Genomic DNA, 16,731 nt, shown 5'->3' on the forward strand with positions numbered 1-16,731 from the left:
ACCGTCGCGACACCGCACTGCCTGAGGTCCGCACAGACCCTCCCTACGGCCGTGCCCGCTTCCCCCTCCGCGATCGCCGACTGATCGCCGCAGCCGCCTGTCCGGGTGCGCGTACTCCGGTACGCCCGCCGCGGTCGCGGCTGCCCTCTGACCGAACTGCCTTTCCCCGAACTGCTGGAGGTACGTGTCATGGCTGAGCCGTCCCCGTCGAACGGAACCCCGGAGCCGTCGCCCGACGAGCCGCAGCTGCCGTCGCGCGGTTCCGGCCGGCGCCGCCTCACGTGGATCGTGTCGGCCGCGGTGGTCGTCGTCGCCGCGCTGGTGGTCACCCTGGTCCTGACCCTGAGCGGCGGCTCCGACGGGTCCAGAACGATACGCGTCGGCGTCGTCGACGCCTCCCAGCCGTACTGGAAGACGTACGCGGCGCTGGCCAAGAAGCAGCTCGGCGTCACCGTGAAGTTCGTCAACTTCAACGACTACAGCCAGCCCAACCCGGCGCTGAAGCAGAAGCAGCTCGACCTCAACGAATTCCAGCACATCCAGTACCTGGCGAACTACAACGTCACCGCGCACGACGACCTCCAGCCGATCGGCGCCACCGCGGTCTACCCGCTGCCGCTGTACTCGCTGAAGTACGACAAGGCGTCCGACCTGCCGGACGGCGCGAAGGTGGCGATCCCCAACGACGCCATCAACGAGGCGCGCGGCCTGCTGGTGCTCCAGGCCGCCGGCCGGCTCACGCTCAAGGACGGCGGCAGCGCCTTCTCCACCACCGCCGACATCCTCACCCACACAGTCGACGTCACCGCGCTCGACGCCTCGCAGACCGCCGGCGCGCTGCAGAACGGCTCGGTGGCCGCCGCGATCGTCAACAACAACTACGCGACCAGCGCCAAACTGCCCACCTCGCGGGCGATCTTCCAGGACGACCCGTCCAGCTCCAGCGCCGCGCCCTACGTGAACATCTTCGTCGCCCGCAAGGCCGATGTGAACGACTCGCTCTACCTCAAGCTCGCCGCGCTCTACCACGACCCGTCCGTCGAGAAGGGCGTCCAGCAGGCCAACGGCGGCACCGCCGTCTTCCGCACCACCTCGGCCGCCGGCCTCCAGGCCGAGCTGACGACCGTGCAGCAGCAGGCCGAGGCCGCGAAGAAGTAGCCCGGCCGGCCATTGGCACACAGCAGTCCGACGCGCCCTCGGGCGCCCCAGCACACCGGCCCGGCGGCGGCACCGTCCTCCCGCCGCCGGGCCGGCCCCGAGTGAGGAGACCGATGCCCGCCGACAGCCGGCCGACCCCCGTGCCCGCACCGGTGCACGTACGCTTCGACCAGGTCGGGAAGTCCTTCCCCGGCAAGGACCGCAAGGCGGCGCCGCATGTGGCGCTCGCCGATGTGAGCCTGGAGATACGCCGCGGCGAGGTGTTCGGCGTCATCGGCCACTCCGGAGCCGGCAAGAGCACCCTGGTGCGGCTGATCAACGGCCTGGAGGTGCCGACCGCGGGCCGCGTCCACGTCGGCCCGCACGAGCTGACGGCGCTCAGCGAGCGCGGGCGGCGCGAGGTGCGGCGCGACATCGGCATGATCTTCCAGCAGTTCAACCTCTTCCGCTCGCGTACGGTCGCGGGCAATGTCGCCTACCCGCTGAAGGTCGGCGGGGTGCGCCAGCCCGAACGCGACCGCCGGGTGGCGCGGCTGCTGGACTTCGTCGGGCTGCTCGACCGCGCCCACGACCACCCGGAACGGCTGTCCGGCGGCCAGAAGCAGCGGGTGGGCATCGCCCGCGCGCTGGCCACCGAGCCCTCGCTGCTGCTGGCGGACGAGGCGACCAGCGCGCTCGACCCGGAGACCACCGGCGAGGTGCTCGCGCTGCTGCGCCGGGTCAACCGCGACCTCGGCGTCACCATCGTCATCATCACCCACGAACTGGACGTCATCCGCTCGGTCGCCGACCGGGTCGCGGTGCTCGACTCGGGCCGGGTGGTCGAGACCGGCAGCGTCTACGACGTCTTCGCCCGGCCGCGGACCGAGGCCGCCGCGCGCTTCGTCGGCGCGACGCTGCGCGACCGCCCGTCGCCGGAGACGCTGGCCCGGCTGCGCGCCCGGCACCCCGGCCGGCTGGTGACCTTCCGGCTGCGCGACCAGGCGGGCTTCCAGACCCGGCTGGCGCGGACCTTCCTGGACCACAAGGTGGCAGCCGACATCGTCTTCGGCGGCATCAGCGAACTCCAGGAGCGCCCGGTCGGCAGCCTGACCTTCGAACTCACCGGTACTGACGGCGCGGTGGACGCCGCGCTCACGGCGCTGCGCACGGACGGCGTCGACCTCGTCGAGGAGGAAGCCTGAGATGCACGAGTTCCTGGACAACCTGTCGGTCTACCGGGAGGCGATCCGGCAGACCTTCTCCATCGTCAGCGTCTCCCTGGTGGCCGGCGGCGTGCTGGGCCTGGCCCTCGGGCTGGTGCTGTACGCCACCCGGCCGGGCAGTCTGCTCGGCAACCGGGCGGTCTTCCTGGCCGTCAACGTGCTGGTCAACGTGGTGCGTCCGGTGCCGTTCGTCATCTTCATCACCGCGATCCAGCCGCTGATGCTGCACACCATCGGCACCACGATCGGCACGACCGCGGTCACCTTCGCGCTGTCGCTGTCGGCCGCGTTCGCGATCAGCCGGATCGTGGAGCAGAACCTGCTCACCGTCGACCCCGGGGTGGTGGAGGCCGCCCGCGCGACCGGCGCCCGGCCGGTCGGCATCCTGCTGACGGTGCTGATACCCGAGGCCCTCGGGCCGCTGATCCTCGGCTACACCTTCGTCTTCGTCGCGATCGTCGACATGTCCGCGCAGGCCGGGCTCTTCGGCGGCGGCGGCCTCGGCGACTTCGCGATCACCTACGGCTCGCAGCGCTACAACTGGCCGGTCGTCTACATCACCGTCGCCACGATCGTCGTCATCGTCCAGGCCGGGCAGTTCCTCGGCAACTGGCTGGCCCGCCGCGCCCTGCGCCGCTGACCCGTCCGCCCCCTCACGCCGCTCGGCAGCCGATGACGCTCCGCGACGACACAAACCTGTCACACACGGGCCGGAATGTGCCGCCGCCCGCCGGTGGTTCGCCCTGACATGACTGTAGGAGTTGCGCTCAACGCGACCGGTGCCGCCAACCAGATCGACGCCACGGTGGCGCTCGCGAGACAGGCCGCCGCCGCGGGGCTGCGGTCCGCGTGGTTCGGGCAGACCTTCGGCGCCGATTCGCCGCAGCTCGCGGCGATCGTCGGCCGCGAGGTGCCGGACCTCCAGGTGGGCACGTCCGCGATCCCGGTCTTCGGGCGCCACCCGCTGCTCGTCTCCAGCCAGGCCCAGACCGCGCAGGCGGCCACGCACGGCCGCTACCACCTCGGGCTCGCGCTCGGCACCAAGCTGCTCACCGAGGCCGGCTTCGGCATCCCTTACGAGCGGCCCATCGCCCGGCTGCGCGAATTCCTGCTCGCACTGCGCCAGTTGACCGAGACCGGCGCTGCCGACTTCCACGGCGAGCTGCTGACCGCGACCACTCCGGTACCCGCGCGGGTGCCGGGCGCCGAGGGCGGGGTGCCGCTGCTCGTCGCCGCCATGGGGCCGCAGGCGCTGCGGGCCAGCGGCGAACTCGCCGACGGGATCCTGCCGTATCTCGCCGGGCCGCGTGCCCTGGCCGAGCACATCGTCCCGGCCGTCACCGCGGCGGCGAAGGCCGCGGGCCGCCCCGCGCCCCGGATCGTGGCGCTCGTGTACGGGGTGGTGACCGACGACGTCGACGCGGTGCGGGAGAAGGCCACCGAGCAGCTCGCCTTCTACGAGCAGTTCCCGTCCTACGCACGGGTCATCGGGCTGTCCGGCGGCGAGCGGGCCGCCGATGTGGCCGTGATCGGCGACGAGGCGACGGTCGCCGCCGAGGTGCGGCGCTACCGGGACGCCGGGGCGACGGAAGTGGTCTTCTCGGGCACGGAGATCGCGGGCGAAGCCGATCAGCGCCGCACCTGGGCCCTGCTGGGGGAACTGGCCCGGGGCCGGTCGTAGGGATCCCGCGCGCGCCGGGCCGTACGCCCCCGCGACCGCCCGGCGCACGCGCCGTGCGCGCCGGCGTACTCGGCGTCCCGCGCGCCACAGCGTTGGCAAAGCGCGTGTATTACCTCTGCCAACTTTTCGCTTGACGCGGGCACGTCAGGCTACGGTCCTCCCATCACTCCGCTCACACCATGCAGCCGAGTGGTCACGCGTCACGCAAGCCCTCTGCCCCACCCCGACAGGAGGCACCAGTTGCGCACCTCTTCCACCCCCCGTACCAGCGGCCCGCTCTCGTTACGCCGCGCAGGCCTGGCACTCACCGCGGTGACCGGCCTGGTCCTGTCCGGCGCCGCCCTGGCCGCACCCTCGGCCGACGCGGCGGCGTCCACGACCTCGCACCGGCTCACCACCGCGCGATCCTGTGCGGTCGCCAGCAAGCCGGGCATGATGGCGTGTTCCGCCCTGAAGGTCACCAGCGGCGCCGACTCGCTGGCCCCGGCCGCCCGTTCGGCGTCGGGCGTGGTCAACCCCGCCGCCACGCCGTCCGGTTACGGCCCGGCCGACCTGCACAGCGCGTACGCGCTCCCCACCACCGGCGGTTCCGGCGCGACGATCGCCATCGTCGACGCGCAGGACGACCCCAACGCCGAGTCGAACCTCGCGACGTACCGGTCCACGTTCGGCCTGACCCCGTGCACCACGGCCAACGGGTGCTTCAAGAAGGTCGGCCAGAACGGCACCGGCTCGCTGCCGAGCCCGGACGCGGGCTGGGCCGAGGAGATCTCGCTCGACCTGGACATGGCCAGCGCGATCTGCCCGCAGTGCCACATCCTGCTCGTGGAGGCGAACTCGGCGTCCATGGCGAACCTGGGCACGTCCGTGAACACCGCGGTCTCGCTCGGCGCGAAGTACGTGTCCAACAGCTACGGCGGCGGCGAGTCGTCCTCGGACACCTCGTACGACAGCCTGTACTTCAACCACCCCGGCGTGGCGATCACGGTCAGCTCGGGCGATAACGGCTACGGCGTCGAATACCCGGCGGCCTCGCGCTACGTCACCGCGATCGGCGGCACCACGCTGAAGCGGTCGAGCACGCCCCGCGGCTGGACCGAGACCGCCTGGTCCGGCGCCGGCTCCGGCTGCTCGCGCTACGACGCCAAGCCGACCTGGCAGAAGGACACCGGCTGCACCCGCCGTACGGTCGCCGACGTCTCCGCGGTCGCCGACCCCGCCACCGGTGTCGCGGTCTACGACACCTACGGCGGCGACCCGGGCTGGGAGGTCTTCGGCGGCACCAGCGTCTCCTCGCCGATCATCGCCGCGGTCTACGCGCTCGCGGGCACCCCGTCCGCCGGCTCGTACCCCGCGTCCTTCCCGTACGCCCACCCGTCGGCGCTCAACGACGTCACCAGCGGCTCGAACGGCTCGTGCGGCGGCTCGTACCTGTGCACGGCAGGCCCGGGCTACGACGGACCGACCGGTCTGGGCACCCCGAACGGCGTGACGGCCTTCCAGGGCTGACCCGCGGCACCACCCGGCCCGGGCCGCCGTCCCCACGGCGACCCGGGCCGGCGCACGTCCCGCCGCCGGCCTCACCCCGCACACCCCCGGCCCCGGGGCTCGCGAACGGCCCGGCGGGATGCAGGAACCGGCACCGCATTGCACGGAATTTGCGGCTGATTGAACGAAGCGCGTAACACTTCCGCTACTTTTGACTTCCCGCGGATCCCGTCCGCCCGGGAAGACGACTCGCGCCACTGCGATACCCACGCGTACCAAAACGACCAAACAAACCCACCCGATCCACACCGGTCCCACCTGCTTACGGCGTGGGCCGGTGTGCCGCTATTCTCAGCTCCCGAGCGCTCGTTGAGCGACGCCAATAGGGAGACAAGACGCTATGACGCACGATGTACCGCCGCCACCCGGCTCGCCGCCCCCTCCGCCGCCGCAGACCGGCGGTCCTTCCGGGACCACTTTCGACCCGGCTTCGGTGAACCGCCTCGACTGGGCAATTCTCGGTATCGGGTTCATCGTGTTCATCTTCTCGTTCTTCGACTACTACTCGTGGGATTTCGGGAGCGGATACGGCCTCGACCTCGGCAGCGTGAGTTGGAGCGCCTGGCACTTCAGCCACGGGTTGTTCATAGCCTGGTTCGCGATGGTCATCACCGTGCTCGCCGCGGCCGTACTGGCGGTCAGCCTGTTCGCGCCGGCGATCGAACTGCCCGCGCCCGCCCGGCTGCTGACCTTCCTCGGCTTCGCGGTCGGCTTCGTGCTCTACCTCATCGCGATCTTCGCCCACTCCGACTTCGGTCCGGCCGGCGGTCACGGGTTCAGCTTCTGGGTCAGCCTGATCCTCGCGGGCGCCGGCGCGGTCGTCGCGCTCATGCGTGCCCAGCAGACCGACACCGCGCTGCCGGGACAGCTCGGCAAGCTCCCGCGCGTCGGCCGGTAGGACGGCAGGACGCGCCCTCGGCGCCGGCACAGGACCGCCGCCTCCACCTCGTGGTGGGGCGGCGGTCCTGTCGCGTGTACGGCACCGCGGGGCGGCCCGGCCACCGCTAGGCCGCGTGCCGGATGTGGCCGCCCACCGCGTGGGTGTCCGCGCGGTCCGCGGGTGTGGTGTCGGCCAGAGCGTCCCGCATCCGCTGCAAGCGGTGCAGCGTGGCGCCGCCGACCAGGTAGAGGTAGGCGAAGAACACCGCGCTGAAGACGCCGAAGCCGATGGTGTGCCACAGGCTCGACGTGAACGCGGACAGGACGACGACCGCGATGAGCAGCGCCGCCATGAACGCCAGCGCGCTCTTGCGGTGCCGGGTGCGGTTCAGCCGCTGGTCGACCAGTTCGCGCATCGCGTGGCGCCGCTCGGCGTCCTGCGGCACCTCGCCCCGGCGCAGCATGTGGTCCAGCACGACGAGTTCGTCGGCCGACCCGCCCGCCACGGCCCGCTCGCGCTGCCGGCGCCTGACGGTCATCCACACCGCGCCCAGCGAACAGGCCACCACCCGCACCAGCACGCCCAGCGGCGACCTTCCCGGATTGAGCAGCAGCACGAAGGCCGCGGCCAGCAGCCAGGCGGCCGTGAACTGGAGCCACAGGTGCCGGGCGAAGAGATCCTTGATCCTGCGCATCGGTCAATCCCCCTTGTTGTCAAGGCTGTTGGGATTCGCCTACCCGCGCCCGCGAAAGTCACCGCGGCCTTCTGCGGAAAGGCGCCGTATCGCGCCGGGGCGTGCCGCGCGGAGCCCGGTCGTGAGGTGGGCCGCGGGGGTTCCCCCAGGCCCGCGGCCTGCGGGGTGCGTCAGCGCGGCCTGCCGGGGCAGTCGAGACCGTGTGAAGACGCAAGCGGCACAATCGACAGGCCGACGCAACGCCGGACGCGTGGCCGACAGCAGGATGGTGGAAGTCTGCGGTCGCGCGGGCTTCGTGGCACGCGGGGTGATCTACGTCCTGATCGGCGTGCTGGCGGTACGGATCGCGTTCGCCGACAGCGGCGGCCAGCAGGCCGACCGCGGCGGCGCGCTCGCGGAGATCGCGCACAAGCCCTTCGGCGGCGTCATGCTGTGGCTGCTGGGCATCGCGCTGATCGGCATGGCGATATGGCGGCTGTCCGAGGCGGCCTTCGGGCAGCCGGGACCTGACGGCGACAAGGCGGGCAAGCGCGCCGCGGCGGCCGGCCGCTGTGTCTTCTACGGCTTCGTGTCGTATTCCGTGCTCGCCTACGCGGTCGGTGACAAGGGCAGCGGCAGCGGATCGACCGACAAGCGGACCGACGACGTGACCGCCAGGGTCCTGGACTGGCCGGGCGGCCAGTGGATCGTGGCGATCGCCGGTGTCGCCGTGGCCTGCACGGGCCTGTGGATCGCGGCACGCGCCGTCATGCACAAGTACCGCAAGCACCTGAAGATGTCGGAGATGTCCCCGGTGGAGCGCAAAGCGGTCGACGTGCTCGGGGTGTTCGGGGGATCGGCACGGGGCATCGTGTTCGCCACCGCGGGCGCCTTCGCCGTGGCGGCGGCCGTCCAGCACACACCGGGCAAGTCCAAGGGCATGGACGACACGCTCCGCTCCTTCACCGGCACCCCGGCGGGGCCGTGGCTGCTGGTCCTCATCGCCGTCGGCCTGATCGCCTTCGGCGTGTTCTCCTGGGCGAACGCCCGGTGGCGCAAGGTCTGACGCGCTCCGCTGCGCGCGCCGCCCGTCCGGTGGCGGGGCCGCCGGCGTACGACGCCGACCGCTCCTGTGGCCCCGCCACCGGGGCGGTCAGTGCGTGAAGGTGAACCAGTTGATGTTGACGAAGTCGGATGTGCTGCCCGCGAAGACCAGGTAGACGTCGTGGACGCCGGTGGTCTGGGCGGTGACGTTGGCGGGCACGCTCTGCCAGGTCTGCCAGCCGCCGCTGCTGCCGAAGTCGATCTCGGCGATCTTCGTCCCCGTGGTGCTGCCCAGCCGCACCTGGATCGCGCCGCTGACACCGCTCGCCGCGCCCGAGGCCAGCCGGGCGACGAACTGCGCGGGCGAGGCGGAGCCGAAGTCGACGCCGGTGTACTTCAGCCAGTCGCCGTTGGACAGATAGCCCACGTCCTGGCCGCCCCCGGAGTCGGTGCAGCTCTCCGTCTGGGCACCGCTCTGCGCGCTGAAGGACTCCGCCTGGATGGTGCCGTACGCCCCCGTTCCGCCGCTGGGCGGGGTCGTGGTGCCGGAACCGGCCCCCGGGCCCAGGGCGATGGTCCAGGAGGTCGGGGCGCCGTCCTGGAGGTGCCCGTCCACGGGCGCGGCGCCGGTGGGGCCGACGTCGTCGTACGGGAAGGCGTATCCGATGGTGGCGTACTGGTGGACGAGCCGGGCGTAGTGGTTGGTCGTCGCGCCCTGGTAGTACTGCGAGGGGGTGACGCCGTTGGGCTGGGAGGAGCCGCCGCTGACCAGCAGCGAGCTGCGGTTGAGGGCCGCGGCCAGCCGTGCGGCGACCGCCCCGCGCGCGTCCCCGCCGGAGTTGTAGAGCGGCCCGCTCGCGCAGCCGAAGATGTCGACGGCGCTGGGCTTGGTGAAGGGCACGCCGTTGGTGTTGAGCCCGGCGAAGGTGAGCACACCGCCGGAGACCGTGCCGTTGTAGGCGCCGATGCCGCCCTGCCCGTCGACGGTCAGCGTGTGGGTCTGGAAGTAGCTCCAGACCTGGTCCAGGTAGGAGTTCCAGTAGGACCCGAAGTCCGTCGGCGAGTGCGCGGGCGCCAGGATCCGCAGGGCGGCGCCCGAGGAGTCGGTGGCCACCAGCTTGTCCCAGGGCGCCCCGTCCGCGGAGTGCTGGGCCTTGAGGCCCGCGGCGATGGAGCCGAGCGCCCCGTTGGGCAGCGGGCTCACCGACTGGGCCCCGCCGCTGCCGGTCGACGCCATGGACACCGGCAGCGCGACCATGTCGACGTAGCTGATGTTGGCGTAGAGGTTGGCGCTGTTGTACGTGAACTCGCAGAAGGTCCAGTTGGTCAGCCAGTTGGGGTCGGTGCTGGTGAACCCGGGCTGCACCAGGCCGGGTACGCCGCCGTTGCCGCCGGGCGGGTTGACGAAGAACTGGATCTTCTTGCCGACCGAGAACCACACCCGGCCGCCGATGACGTAGTCCTGGAGGGTGAGGCGGGTGGCCGCCGAGCCGGAGGCGCCGAGCGCGATCGAGTAGTCGGCGGTCGGGGTGAGGACCGACGAGGGGCTGGGCAGCCGCTTGAAGTGCCCGTCGGCGCCGACGAATCCCGGCCAGCCCGAGGTGTCGGATCCGCTGATGTACGCGTAGACCGTGCCGCTGCCGGAGTTGTTCTGCAGGGAGATCGGCAGCGAAGCGGTCGCGGCCGACGCCCGGGAGGCGAGGCCCGGCGACCACAGCGGCGAGGTGCCCGCCGCTGTCAGGCCGGCGGCGGCGGTGATGAAGGAACGTCTGGAGACCATGTACTCCTCCTGGGGAGGCACGGGCGGGCGCGGCGGCTTCGGGCCGTCGCGCCCGCCCAGGGTGGGGGGATTCACAGGCGGAAAGGTGCTCGCTCAGGACGGCAGGCGCCACTGCTGGTCGGCCCCGCCGGTGCGGTCCCGGATCTCCGCCGGGTGCCGGGACAGCCGGGCGTCGCCGCTGCCGCCGCCCCGGCGCGGGGCGGGCGGCGGCCCCGGCCACCGGACCGGCCTGGCGTTGACATGTGATCGCTCTTGATTGAACCTGTGGACATGCCAAGTCGTCAAGGTGCGAGAGAGCGCTCTCATTCCGGATGACCGGCGGCCCCCGGGAATGAGGTCAGGTGGCGCCGCCGATGGCAGGATCAGTGGCATGAAGGTACTTGTGGTCGGGGCGACAGGAACGATCGGCGGCGCTGTCGCCGCCGCGCTGGAGGCTTCTCATCAGGTGGTCGGGGCGTCGCGCCGCGGGCCGGCGACGGCGGACCTGGAGGATCCCGCGTCCCTGGACGCCCTCTTCGGCCAGGTGACGGATCTCGACGCCGTGGTGTGCTGCGCCGCCAGTGGCCCGCTGGTGGACCTGGAGTCGGCGGCCGACGAGGACTTCGCGGCCGGACTGCGCGGAAAACTGCTGGGCCAGGTCGCGCTGGCCAGGCGAGCCGTACGCCATCTCCGCGACGGCGGCTCCATCACGCTGACCGGCGGGACCTTCTCCGCCCCGATGGCCGGCGGGTCGCTGGGAGCCCTCGTCAACAGCGGACTTGAGGGCTTCGTGCGCAATGCCGCGGGGGAGCTGCCGCGGGGGCTGCGGATCAACCTGGTCAGCCCCGGCTGGATCAGGGAGACGCTGGAGGGCATGGGCGCGGACGGGTCGGCGGGCACGCCGGCCGCCGAGGTGGCCCGCGCGTATGTGGCGGCGGTGGAAGGCGGCGCGCAGGGTCAGACCGTACGCCCGTAGGCCGGTGGACGGCGCCGGCCGTTCCCGGGTGCCGGGCGCGGTCACCTCCCGGTCATACGACGATGCAGGTCATGGCCGCCCACAGCAGGGGCGAGTGCTCGATCCGGCCGCCGGTGCGCCAGTGGTCGAGCTGCTCGCGCTGCCAGCGGCCGAGCCGGCGCACCGGGTCGGGGTGCTCGTGTGCGGTGTCGACGGCGACGATCGCCTCCGTCAGCGGGCGTACGGAGTCGGGCAGGCCGGCCAGCCGGTGGAAGGCGAAGCTGGTCGGCAGTACCCAGCGGGTGGCGGTGACCAGTTCGGCGCCGTTGTGGAGCATCGCCGTCGCCAGGCCGAAGGATTCGGCGAACCGCAGATCGCCGCCGCTCTCGCAGCCGATCAGCGCGACCCGCGGCGGCGCGGGCCAGATCCGCGCACCCGGCTCGCCGTCGGCGCGCAGCGGGAGCGTACCCAGCAGGAGGTCCTTGGCCGACAGCGGCCGATGGGTGCGCACCGTCCCGGTCAGGCCCACGGTCCCCGGGCCGCAGCACAGATGGAGCGTGCCGTCCTCGCTCTGCCCGCCCTCGACCGGCGCGCCGCTCACGTGCCCGACGTACATCAGCCGGCGCGGCCTCTCGCGGAGCACACCGCCGAGCCAGTCCCGGTCCAGGTCGCTGCGGCGGAAGGCCTCCACCGGCGCGGCGACCGGCGGCAGGACCGCGCCCGCGTCGAGGCGGCGCCGGACGAGTGCCAGCAGCGCCGGGTCCGAGCCGGGCGGCCCCAGGACCGAGCCGAGCGGGGAGTCGGCCCGGAATCCGGGCACCCGGGGGTCGAGGACGAGCACGACCGCGTCCGTGGGCGCCGCCTGGGGCACGGCGGGACCCCGCGACCGCAATGACACCGGCGCGGTGGTCACGACGTCCGCCAGGTCGATGAGCCGCACCTCGCCGTCCACGGCGAGCAGTTCCCACGGGACCTGGGCGACCCGGGGCGACGGCTGGATCCGCACCAGCGGACGGCCCGCCCGCGCCGACACCTGGCGTATCTGCGCGGTGAGCCCCTGCGGCCACAGCGCCTCGGCGAGCGCCAGCGCGAGCAGGTGCTCGGCCCGGTGGCCGGCCATCGCGCCCGAGTCGAGCGCCCGGCGCATCCCCTCGGCCCCGCCGCCCGCCCCCGGCAGCGCGGCGGCCAGCGCGGCGACCGCCCGGTCGACCTCGGCGGCGGGCCCCTGCCCCGTGCCGAACCCCTGGGCCCCGGCCACCCACGTCCAGGCCATGAACAGGTCCCCGGCGTCGGCCAGCCGGACCTGGACCACCGGGCGGCCCCTCAGGCTGTCGGCGATGTCGGCGGCCAGAACGGCACCTCCTCCTCGCTCACGATCCGCCGGTGATAGCGGAATTCGGCCGCCGCGATGTACTGCTGGAGCGCGGTACGCCCGGTCTCCTGCGACATCCGCACCTTCGGTGGCGGCGCCACCCGCAGCCCGGCGGAAGCGGCGGCCTCCGCCGCCACTCCGCCGAGCGTCATCGGCCCTTCCGGGTGCCCGTACGTCTTCATGGCCGCGCTCGGGAAGACCGACGCGGGCTCCGCGGCGGGCGCGGCGGGTGCCGCCGGCCGCGGCGTACGGTCCAGTACCAGCGAGGCGCCCGCGCAGCGGTGCTCGACCAGCTCGAAGATCAGGCCCTGGTCCTGCCTGCGGACGGCGAGGCGGAAGACCAGCTGCATGGCGTCATCGGCCAGTTCCAGCCACTGGCTGCGCGCATGGGCGGTGGCGAAGTCGTAGCGCGCCGCTTCCAGGGCCAGGGCGGCGGGAAGGGCGAAGGAGAGCGCGGTGGCGACGGACTCCGCCTCGTGCTCGCCGTGGTCGGCCCGGTTCAGGTTGTCCTCGAGGGTTCGCGCGACCATCAGGTCGACCTGCGCGCACCGCTCGTACATCGCCCGTTCCTGGTAGACGTCACGGGCTTGCTGGGCCAGGTGCTTCATCCCGTCGATGTCGCCCCGCTCGTAGGCCTGCTGGGCGCCCAGCAGCATGCTGTCGGCGGCGGCGACCGAGGCGCCGAGCCGGGCGAACCGGGCCAGACTCGCCCCCAGCAGGTCCCGCGCGCCGGCGTCGTCGCCGCGCAGGCCGGCGAGGAAGCCGCGGGCCTGTTCGCAGACCGCCAGGTCACCGAACTGCCGCTGCCGCTCGAAGACCGCGGACGCCTCGGCGTACAGCCGCTCGGCGCGGTCGAGGTCGCGCCGGCACATCGCGGTGTACGCCCGGTGCGCGAGCAGCAGTTGCCGCTCCCCGGTGTCCCCCGTCGCCCGGAAGCCGTCCTCCGCGCGGGCGAACCAGTCCTCGGCCTGGTCGAACCGGCCCGTGGAGGCGCAGATCAGGCCGAGCGCGGTCAGTATCCGCGCGATGGCCGGCACCGCGGTCGCCGGTGTGGTGGACAGCAGCGCCGAGGCGTGCTCCTCCGCCGCTCCCCACTCGCCGCGCTCCATCAGCAGATGCACCCGGTTCATGCCGAGTTCGGCGGTCCGCAGTCCCTCGGGATCGGCGAACTCGGGCAGTGCCGCCGCCGCTTGGTCGAGACAGGCCAGCGCCTCGTCCAGGTGGCCGGTCCTGCGCAGCAGGTCGGCCTTGCCGAGCAGCGTCTTCAGCCGCACTTCCAGCCACACTTGACGGCCGTTCGGCCCCATCGGCGCCGACGCGACGCCGTCGATCAGACCGAGCGCCCGCTCGGTGGCCTCCGCCGCCGCGGCCAGGTCCGTCGCCTTGAGCTGCACGCTCGCGATGTTCGACAGCAGGTGCCCCCGCAGGAATCGCACATCGGGCGAGTCCTCGATCGACTCGGCCAGGGTGAGCGATTCCGCGTAGACGGCGTGCGCGGCGGCCAGGTCGGGGATCAGCTGGTGTTCCTCGGCCAGGGCGAAGGCGCTGTCGAACGGCTCCCCGTACAGCCGCGGGATCGCGCCGCCCGCGCCGCCCGCGTCATCAGCGCCGCCCGCGCCGTGCCCGTCGAGCCCGTGGTCCTTGTCGTCGTTGTCGTCCGGCATCCGTCAGTAGTCCTCACCGGTGGCAGCGGCGGCGATCTCGGCGAGGAAGAGCCCCGTGGAGGCGTCCTGCTCCGGCGCCTCGTGCGCCAGGGCCTGCGCCGCGCTCGCCAGCCGCCGCCGGGCCAGCGCGCGGACGGCATCGCGGTCGGCGCGGACGGCGGCTCCGCCTGCGAGACCGGCGACACCGGCACCCTCCGCGTCGCCGGACGTCCCGGGGCCGCCGTCCGGGTCGAAGCCGGGCAGCAGCACCCCGACCTCGATACGCGGCGCCGCGGCAGGCGGGTCCCCGTCCAGGTCCAGGTCGGCCCGGCCGGTCCATACGTCGTCCCGCCTGGCGAGCGGCACCCGATGGGGGCGGCCTCCATCCACCCGGACCTCCGCGACGAGGGCCGCGCCGGCGGTGGGCGCCGCGATGTGCGCGACGACCTCGACCTCGATCTGCCGTCGCGCGCCGAGGGCGCGGGCGGTCCAGGACACCGCGGTCTCGGCGGCGTCGACGAAGCCGGGCGGGTAGCGGCGCCAGTCGTTGGTCCCCGCGCCCCTGGCGATCACCCGGCCGCCCGCGAGGAGCGCTTCGCCCGCTGCCAGGGCGTAGCCGTCGTGCCGTGCGAACAGCGCGCCGAGGTCGAGCGGCGCACCGGCAGGGCAGCGCTGGTCCAGGGCCGACCGCAGGCGCCGCAGAGCCTCCCCGTCGAGCCCGGCGCTGTCGGCCGCGTCGTCGATGAGCCGCAGGACGCCGTCCAGTTGGTGTGCCGTGCCGGTCGACGGCGGTGCCGCGCGCCACCAGTGGACCAGCGGGTCGAGGGCGGCCCGGTGGTCCGCGATCAGGTCGGCCGCGCAGTCGTCGGGCTGGTCGCCGAGGCCGTCGAACAGCTGCTGGCACCCGTGGGTGAGCGCGGCCAACTCCAGTCCGAGCACATCGGGTTCGAGCGCCGGTATCGCGTCCGCGTACGACGCGGGCCACCACCGGGCCGCCCAGTGCCCGAAGCCGAGCCGGGCGGCGCTGCCGGCGAGCGCGGTCAGGTCCGCGGGCACGGGCGCGCCCGCCGGCTCCCCCTCCGCGCAGGCGTGGACGGCGGCGGCCGTACGCTCGCCGTAGACCCCCCACAGCCACTGCTGCGCCCGCTCCACGTCGTGGACCTCCGCGACCGGCGGACCGGGGTCCCCGAGGACGGGCCAGGTCAGTACGGCTCCGGCGACGTCGAGAACGGCCCGGGTGAAATCGGCGGCTCCGTCACGGCGGACGGCGTCCGCGCCGCCGCCGGCCCCGGGCAGCCCGGCGGGAGGACCGGCGGCGACCCGGATCGTGCCGTCCTCGTCCCGCGTGACGCGGACACCGGTCTGCGCCATCACGCGCTCCTCTGCCCGGCCGCTTGCGCGGCGGTCGCCGGAGCCGCGGAGGCGGGGGCGTGAACCGGGCCGGAAGCGGAGGCCGACAGCGTACGCAGCGCCGACCGGACCCTGGCGCGGTGGTCCATCATCACCGAGCGGGCGACCCCGTCGAGCACCGCCCAGGCGGACGCGGCGTCCCCCAGCGGCGCGTCGCGGACGTCCCGGCCGTGCAGCCGCACCCACAGCCGCCGCATGTAGGCGGCCCAGGGGGTGCGGAGGTCCTGCGCGAGGGCGTCGAGCACGCCGCCGTCCGGGTCGGGGCGGGGAGAGACCGTCATCCTGCGGGCGCGCAGGACCGAAGCCTCGCGCCGCCAGCGGCTGTTGACGGCCCGGTGCGCGGCGGTGTCCCCCGGGGCGGCTTCCCCGGTGCCCAGCGGGTCGAGGCCGGCCGCGAGCCGGCCGCCGAGGACCACGGCGACGCGCAGGCTCTCGTCGTACAGCCCGAGCGGGGCGCAACTGCGGCCCGCCTCGCGTGCGACCAGCTCCGGCACCGCCGGCAGTTCGTCGCGCCGGGCCGACGACTGGAGCACGACGAAAAGCCGTTCGAAGACCGTACGGTCCAGCGGCGCGGGAAGCGTGGCCGTCGAGGCGCCCCTGCCGGCCTCGGGGCGCGGCGGTACCTGCCGCCCGGTCAGCCCCAGATGCGCCGGCAGGTCGTCGCGGCCCCAGACACCGCCCGGCTGTGCCCACAGGGCCCGGCCGAGCAGGGACCCGTGTCCCGCTTCGACCATGGCCGCGTACTCCGGCGACGGCCGCGCTCCGGCGCAGGCTTCCAGCACGTCGGCCGCCGGCGCCACCGCCGTGGCCGCGTCGGCGGCCGGGGCGGGCCTGCGGCGCTCCCACCCGGCGGCCAGCTCCGCGTCCAGCCCGGCCCGCCGGGCGGCGTCCGCCAGGTGGTCCTTGAGCGCTTCCACCGTGCGCCCGCCGACCGCGTCCGCCACGTCCTCGACCGCGGCCCTGGCCAGCGCGTCGGCGCCGGCCGCAGGCGCTCCGTGCTCCGCGGCCAGCTCGAAGCACCGCTGGAAGTACAGGTCCTGGGGGTGGCCCGCCACGATGCCGAGCGCCCGGCGGGTCCGCTTGAGCAGGGTGAACCACCGTGCCGTCGCCTGAAGTCGCGTACCGGACGCGCTGATCAGCGCGTCGAGGCGCGCGGCCTGCGCGGGCAGCAGGAAATCCGCCGCGAGTTCGGGGTTCAGGGCCGGCCTGACGATCAGCGGCAGCACGATCAGCTTGACCGTCCGGGTCAGCGGGGCGCCGCCGGGGCCGCTCAGCGGTTCGAGACCGGGGCCGAGGCCGCGCCAGGCACCGTCGATGACCATGGCGCGCGGTCGGCGCGCGTCGGTCGGCTGGCTCGGCGGCGGCATGTCAGGAGAGTACGTCGTCAGGAAACGGGCGGGCGA

At 73.7% G+C, this 16,731-nt stretch carries 14 protein-coding genes; 8 read left to right on the forward strand and 6 right to left on the reverse strand.

The window, feature by feature from the left end; translation table 11 throughout:
- Positions 1 to 189 precede the first annotated feature (189 nt).
- The 6 genes from OHA86_RS03415 to OHA86_RS03440 all read left to right on the forward strand — a co-directional run bounded on the left by OHA86_RS03415 (position 190) and on the right by OHA86_RS03440 (position 6,490).
- Positions 190 to 1,158: a MetQ/NlpA family ABC transporter substrate-binding protein gene (locus tag OHA86_RS03415; protein WP_329172338.1), complete on the forward strand. Its 969-nt coding sequence runs from the start codon at positions 190 to 192 to the stop codon at positions 1,156 to 1,158.
- A gap of 113 nt (positions 1,159 to 1,271) precedes the next feature.
- Entirely contained in the window at positions 1,272 to 2,342 is a 1,071-nt protein-coding gene (locus OHA86_RS03420; RefSeq protein ID WP_329172339.1) for a methionine ABC transporter ATP-binding protein, read from the forward strand.
- Position 2,343: 1 nt separating this feature from the next.
- The gene (locus OHA86_RS03425; protein ID WP_329172340.1) at positions 2,344 to 3,003 is read left to right on the forward strand and encodes an ABC transporter permease subunit; all 660 of its coding nucleotides are present in this window, start codon (positions 2,344 to 2,346) and stop codon (positions 3,001 to 3,003) included.
- A 108-nt stretch (positions 3,004 to 3,111) separates the two neighbouring features.
- Entirely contained in the window at positions 3,112 to 4,044 is a 933-nt protein-coding gene (locus OHA86_RS03430) for a TIGR03564 family F420-dependent LLM class oxidoreductase (RefSeq protein WP_329172342.1), read from the forward strand.
- Between the two features lie 240 nt (positions 4,045 to 4,284).
- Positions 4,285 to 5,553, forward strand: coding sequence for a S53 family peptidase (locus OHA86_RS03435; RefSeq protein WP_443071620.1), 1,269 nt, complete (start codon positions 4,285 to 4,287; stop codon positions 5,551 to 5,553).
- A gap of 379 nt (positions 5,554 to 5,932) precedes the next feature.
- Positions 5,933 to 6,490 carry a hypothetical protein gene (locus OHA86_RS03440; RefSeq protein ID WP_329172344.1) on the forward strand — a complete coding sequence of 186 codons (558 nt, stop codon included), beginning with the start codon at positions 5,933 to 5,935 and terminating at the stop codon, positions 6,488 to 6,490.
- Between the two features lie 106 nt (positions 6,491 to 6,596).
- Here the strand turns inward: OHA86_RS03440 and OHA86_RS03445 are convergent, their stop codons facing one another.
- Positions 6,597 to 7,166, reverse strand: a complete 570-nt coding sequence (locus tag OHA86_RS03445) for a hypothetical protein (RefSeq protein WP_329172346.1) — start codon at positions 7,164 to 7,166, stop codon at positions 6,597 to 6,599.
- A 265-nt stretch (positions 7,167 to 7,431) separates the two neighbouring features.
- On the opposite strand from OHA86_RS03445, the gene OHA86_RS03450 reads away from it, so the two are divergent.
- A complete protein-coding gene (locus tag OHA86_RS03450) occupies positions 7,432 to 8,211 on the forward strand; it encodes a DUF1206 domain-containing protein (RefSeq protein ID WP_329182201.1) in 780 nt (259 codons plus the stop codon).
- A gap of 87 nt (positions 8,212 to 8,298) precedes the next feature.
- Here the strand turns inward: OHA86_RS03450 and OHA86_RS03455 are convergent, their stop codons facing one another.
- Positions 8,299 to 9,969 carry a beta-1,3-glucanase family protein gene (locus tag OHA86_RS03455; RefSeq protein ID WP_329172348.1) on the reverse strand — a complete coding sequence of 557 codons (1,671 nt, stop codon included), beginning with the start codon at positions 9,967 to 9,969 and terminating at the stop codon, positions 8,299 to 8,301.
- A 370-nt stretch (positions 9,970 to 10,339) separates the two neighbouring features.
- Between OHA86_RS03455 and OHA86_RS03460 the strand changes: the two genes are divergently transcribed.
- Entirely contained in the window at positions 10,340 to 10,924 is a 585-nt protein-coding gene (locus OHA86_RS03460; RefSeq protein ID WP_329172349.1) for a short chain dehydrogenase, read from the forward strand.
- A 52-nt stretch (positions 10,925 to 10,976) separates the two neighbouring features.
- On the opposite strand, the gene OHA86_RS03465 is transcribed toward OHA86_RS03460, so the two are convergent.
- The 4 genes from OHA86_RS03465 to OHA86_RS03480 are packed head-to-tail and all read right to left on the reverse strand — an operon-like array spanning position 10,977 to position 16,695.
- A complete protein-coding gene (locus tag OHA86_RS03465; protein ID WP_329172350.1) occupies positions 10,977 to 12,215 on the reverse strand; it encodes a CHAT domain-containing protein in 1,239 nt (412 codons plus the stop codon).
- Between the two features lie 11 nt (positions 12,216 to 12,226).
- Entirely contained in the window at positions 12,227 to 13,939 is a 1,713-nt protein-coding gene (locus tag OHA86_RS03470) for a tetratricopeptide repeat protein (RefSeq protein ID WP_329172351.1), read from the reverse strand.
- A gap of 3 nt (positions 13,940 to 13,942) precedes the next feature.
- Positions 13,943 to 15,289, reverse strand: coding sequence for a hypothetical protein (locus OHA86_RS03475; RefSeq protein WP_329172353.1), 1,347 nt, complete (start codon positions 15,287 to 15,289; stop codon positions 13,943 to 13,945).
- Complete coding sequence (locus tag OHA86_RS03480; RefSeq protein ID WP_329172355.1) at positions 15,289 to 16,695, reverse strand: hypothetical protein; 1,407 nt, start codon at positions 16,693 to 16,695, stop codon at positions 15,289 to 15,291. The genes OHA86_RS03475 and OHA86_RS03480 overlap by 1 nt, the downstream gene beginning before the upstream one ends.
- Positions 16,696 to 16,731 lie beyond the last annotated feature (36 nt).

The sequence above is a fragment of the Streptomyces sp. NBC_01477 genome (assembly GCF_036227245.1).
GTDB lineage: Bacteria > Actinomycetota > Actinomycetes > Streptomycetales > Streptomycetaceae > Actinacidiphila.

Bases quoted from the DNA above. Each gene is read 5' to 3' on its own strand.
- OHA86_RS03475 (WP_329172353.1), bottom strand. From the start codon at position 15,289: ATGGCGCAGACCGGTGTCCGCGTCACGCGGGACGAGGACGGCACGATC.
- OHA86_RS03470 (WP_329172351.1), bottom strand. From the start codon at position 13,939: ATGCCGGACGACAACGACGACAAGGACCACGGGCTCGACGGGCACGGC.
- OHA86_RS03450 (WP_329182201.1), top strand. From the start codon at position 7,432: ATGGTGGAAGTCTGCGGTCGCGCGGGCTTCGTGGCACGCGGGGTGATC.
- OHA86_RS03455 (WP_329172348.1), bottom strand. From the start codon at position 9,969: ATGGTCTCCAGACGTTCCTTCATCACCGCCGCCGCCGGCCTGACAGCG.
- OHA86_RS03440 (WP_329172344.1), top strand. From the start codon at position 5,933: ATGACGCACGATGTACCGCCGCCACCCGGCTCGCCGCCCCCTCCGCCG.
- OHA86_RS03420 (WP_329172339.1), top strand. From the start codon at position 1,272: ATGCCCGCCGACAGCCGGCCGACCCCCGTGCCCGCACCGGTGCACGTA.
- OHA86_RS03460 (WP_329172349.1), top strand. From the start codon at position 10,340: ATGAAGGTACTTGTGGTCGGGGCGACAGGAACGATCGGCGGCGCTGTC.
- OHA86_RS03430 (WP_329172342.1), top strand. From the start codon at position 3,112: ATGACTGTAGGAGTTGCGCTCAACGCGACCGGTGCCGCCAACCAGATC.
- OHA86_RS03425 (WP_329172340.1), top strand. From the start codon at position 2,344: ATGCACGAGTTCCTGGACAACCTGTCGGTCTACCGGGAGGCGATCCGG.
- OHA86_RS03480 (WP_329172355.1), bottom strand. From the start codon at position 16,695: ATGCCGCCGCCGAGCCAGCCGACCGACGCGCGCCGACCGCGCGCCATG.
- OHA86_RS03415 (WP_329172338.1), top strand. From the start codon at position 190: ATGGCTGAGCCGTCCCCGTCGAACGGAACCCCGGAGCCGTCGCCCGAC.
- OHA86_RS03445 (WP_329172346.1), bottom strand. From the start codon at position 7,166: ATGCGCAGGATCAAGGATCTCTTCGCCCGGCACCTGTGGCTCCAGTTC.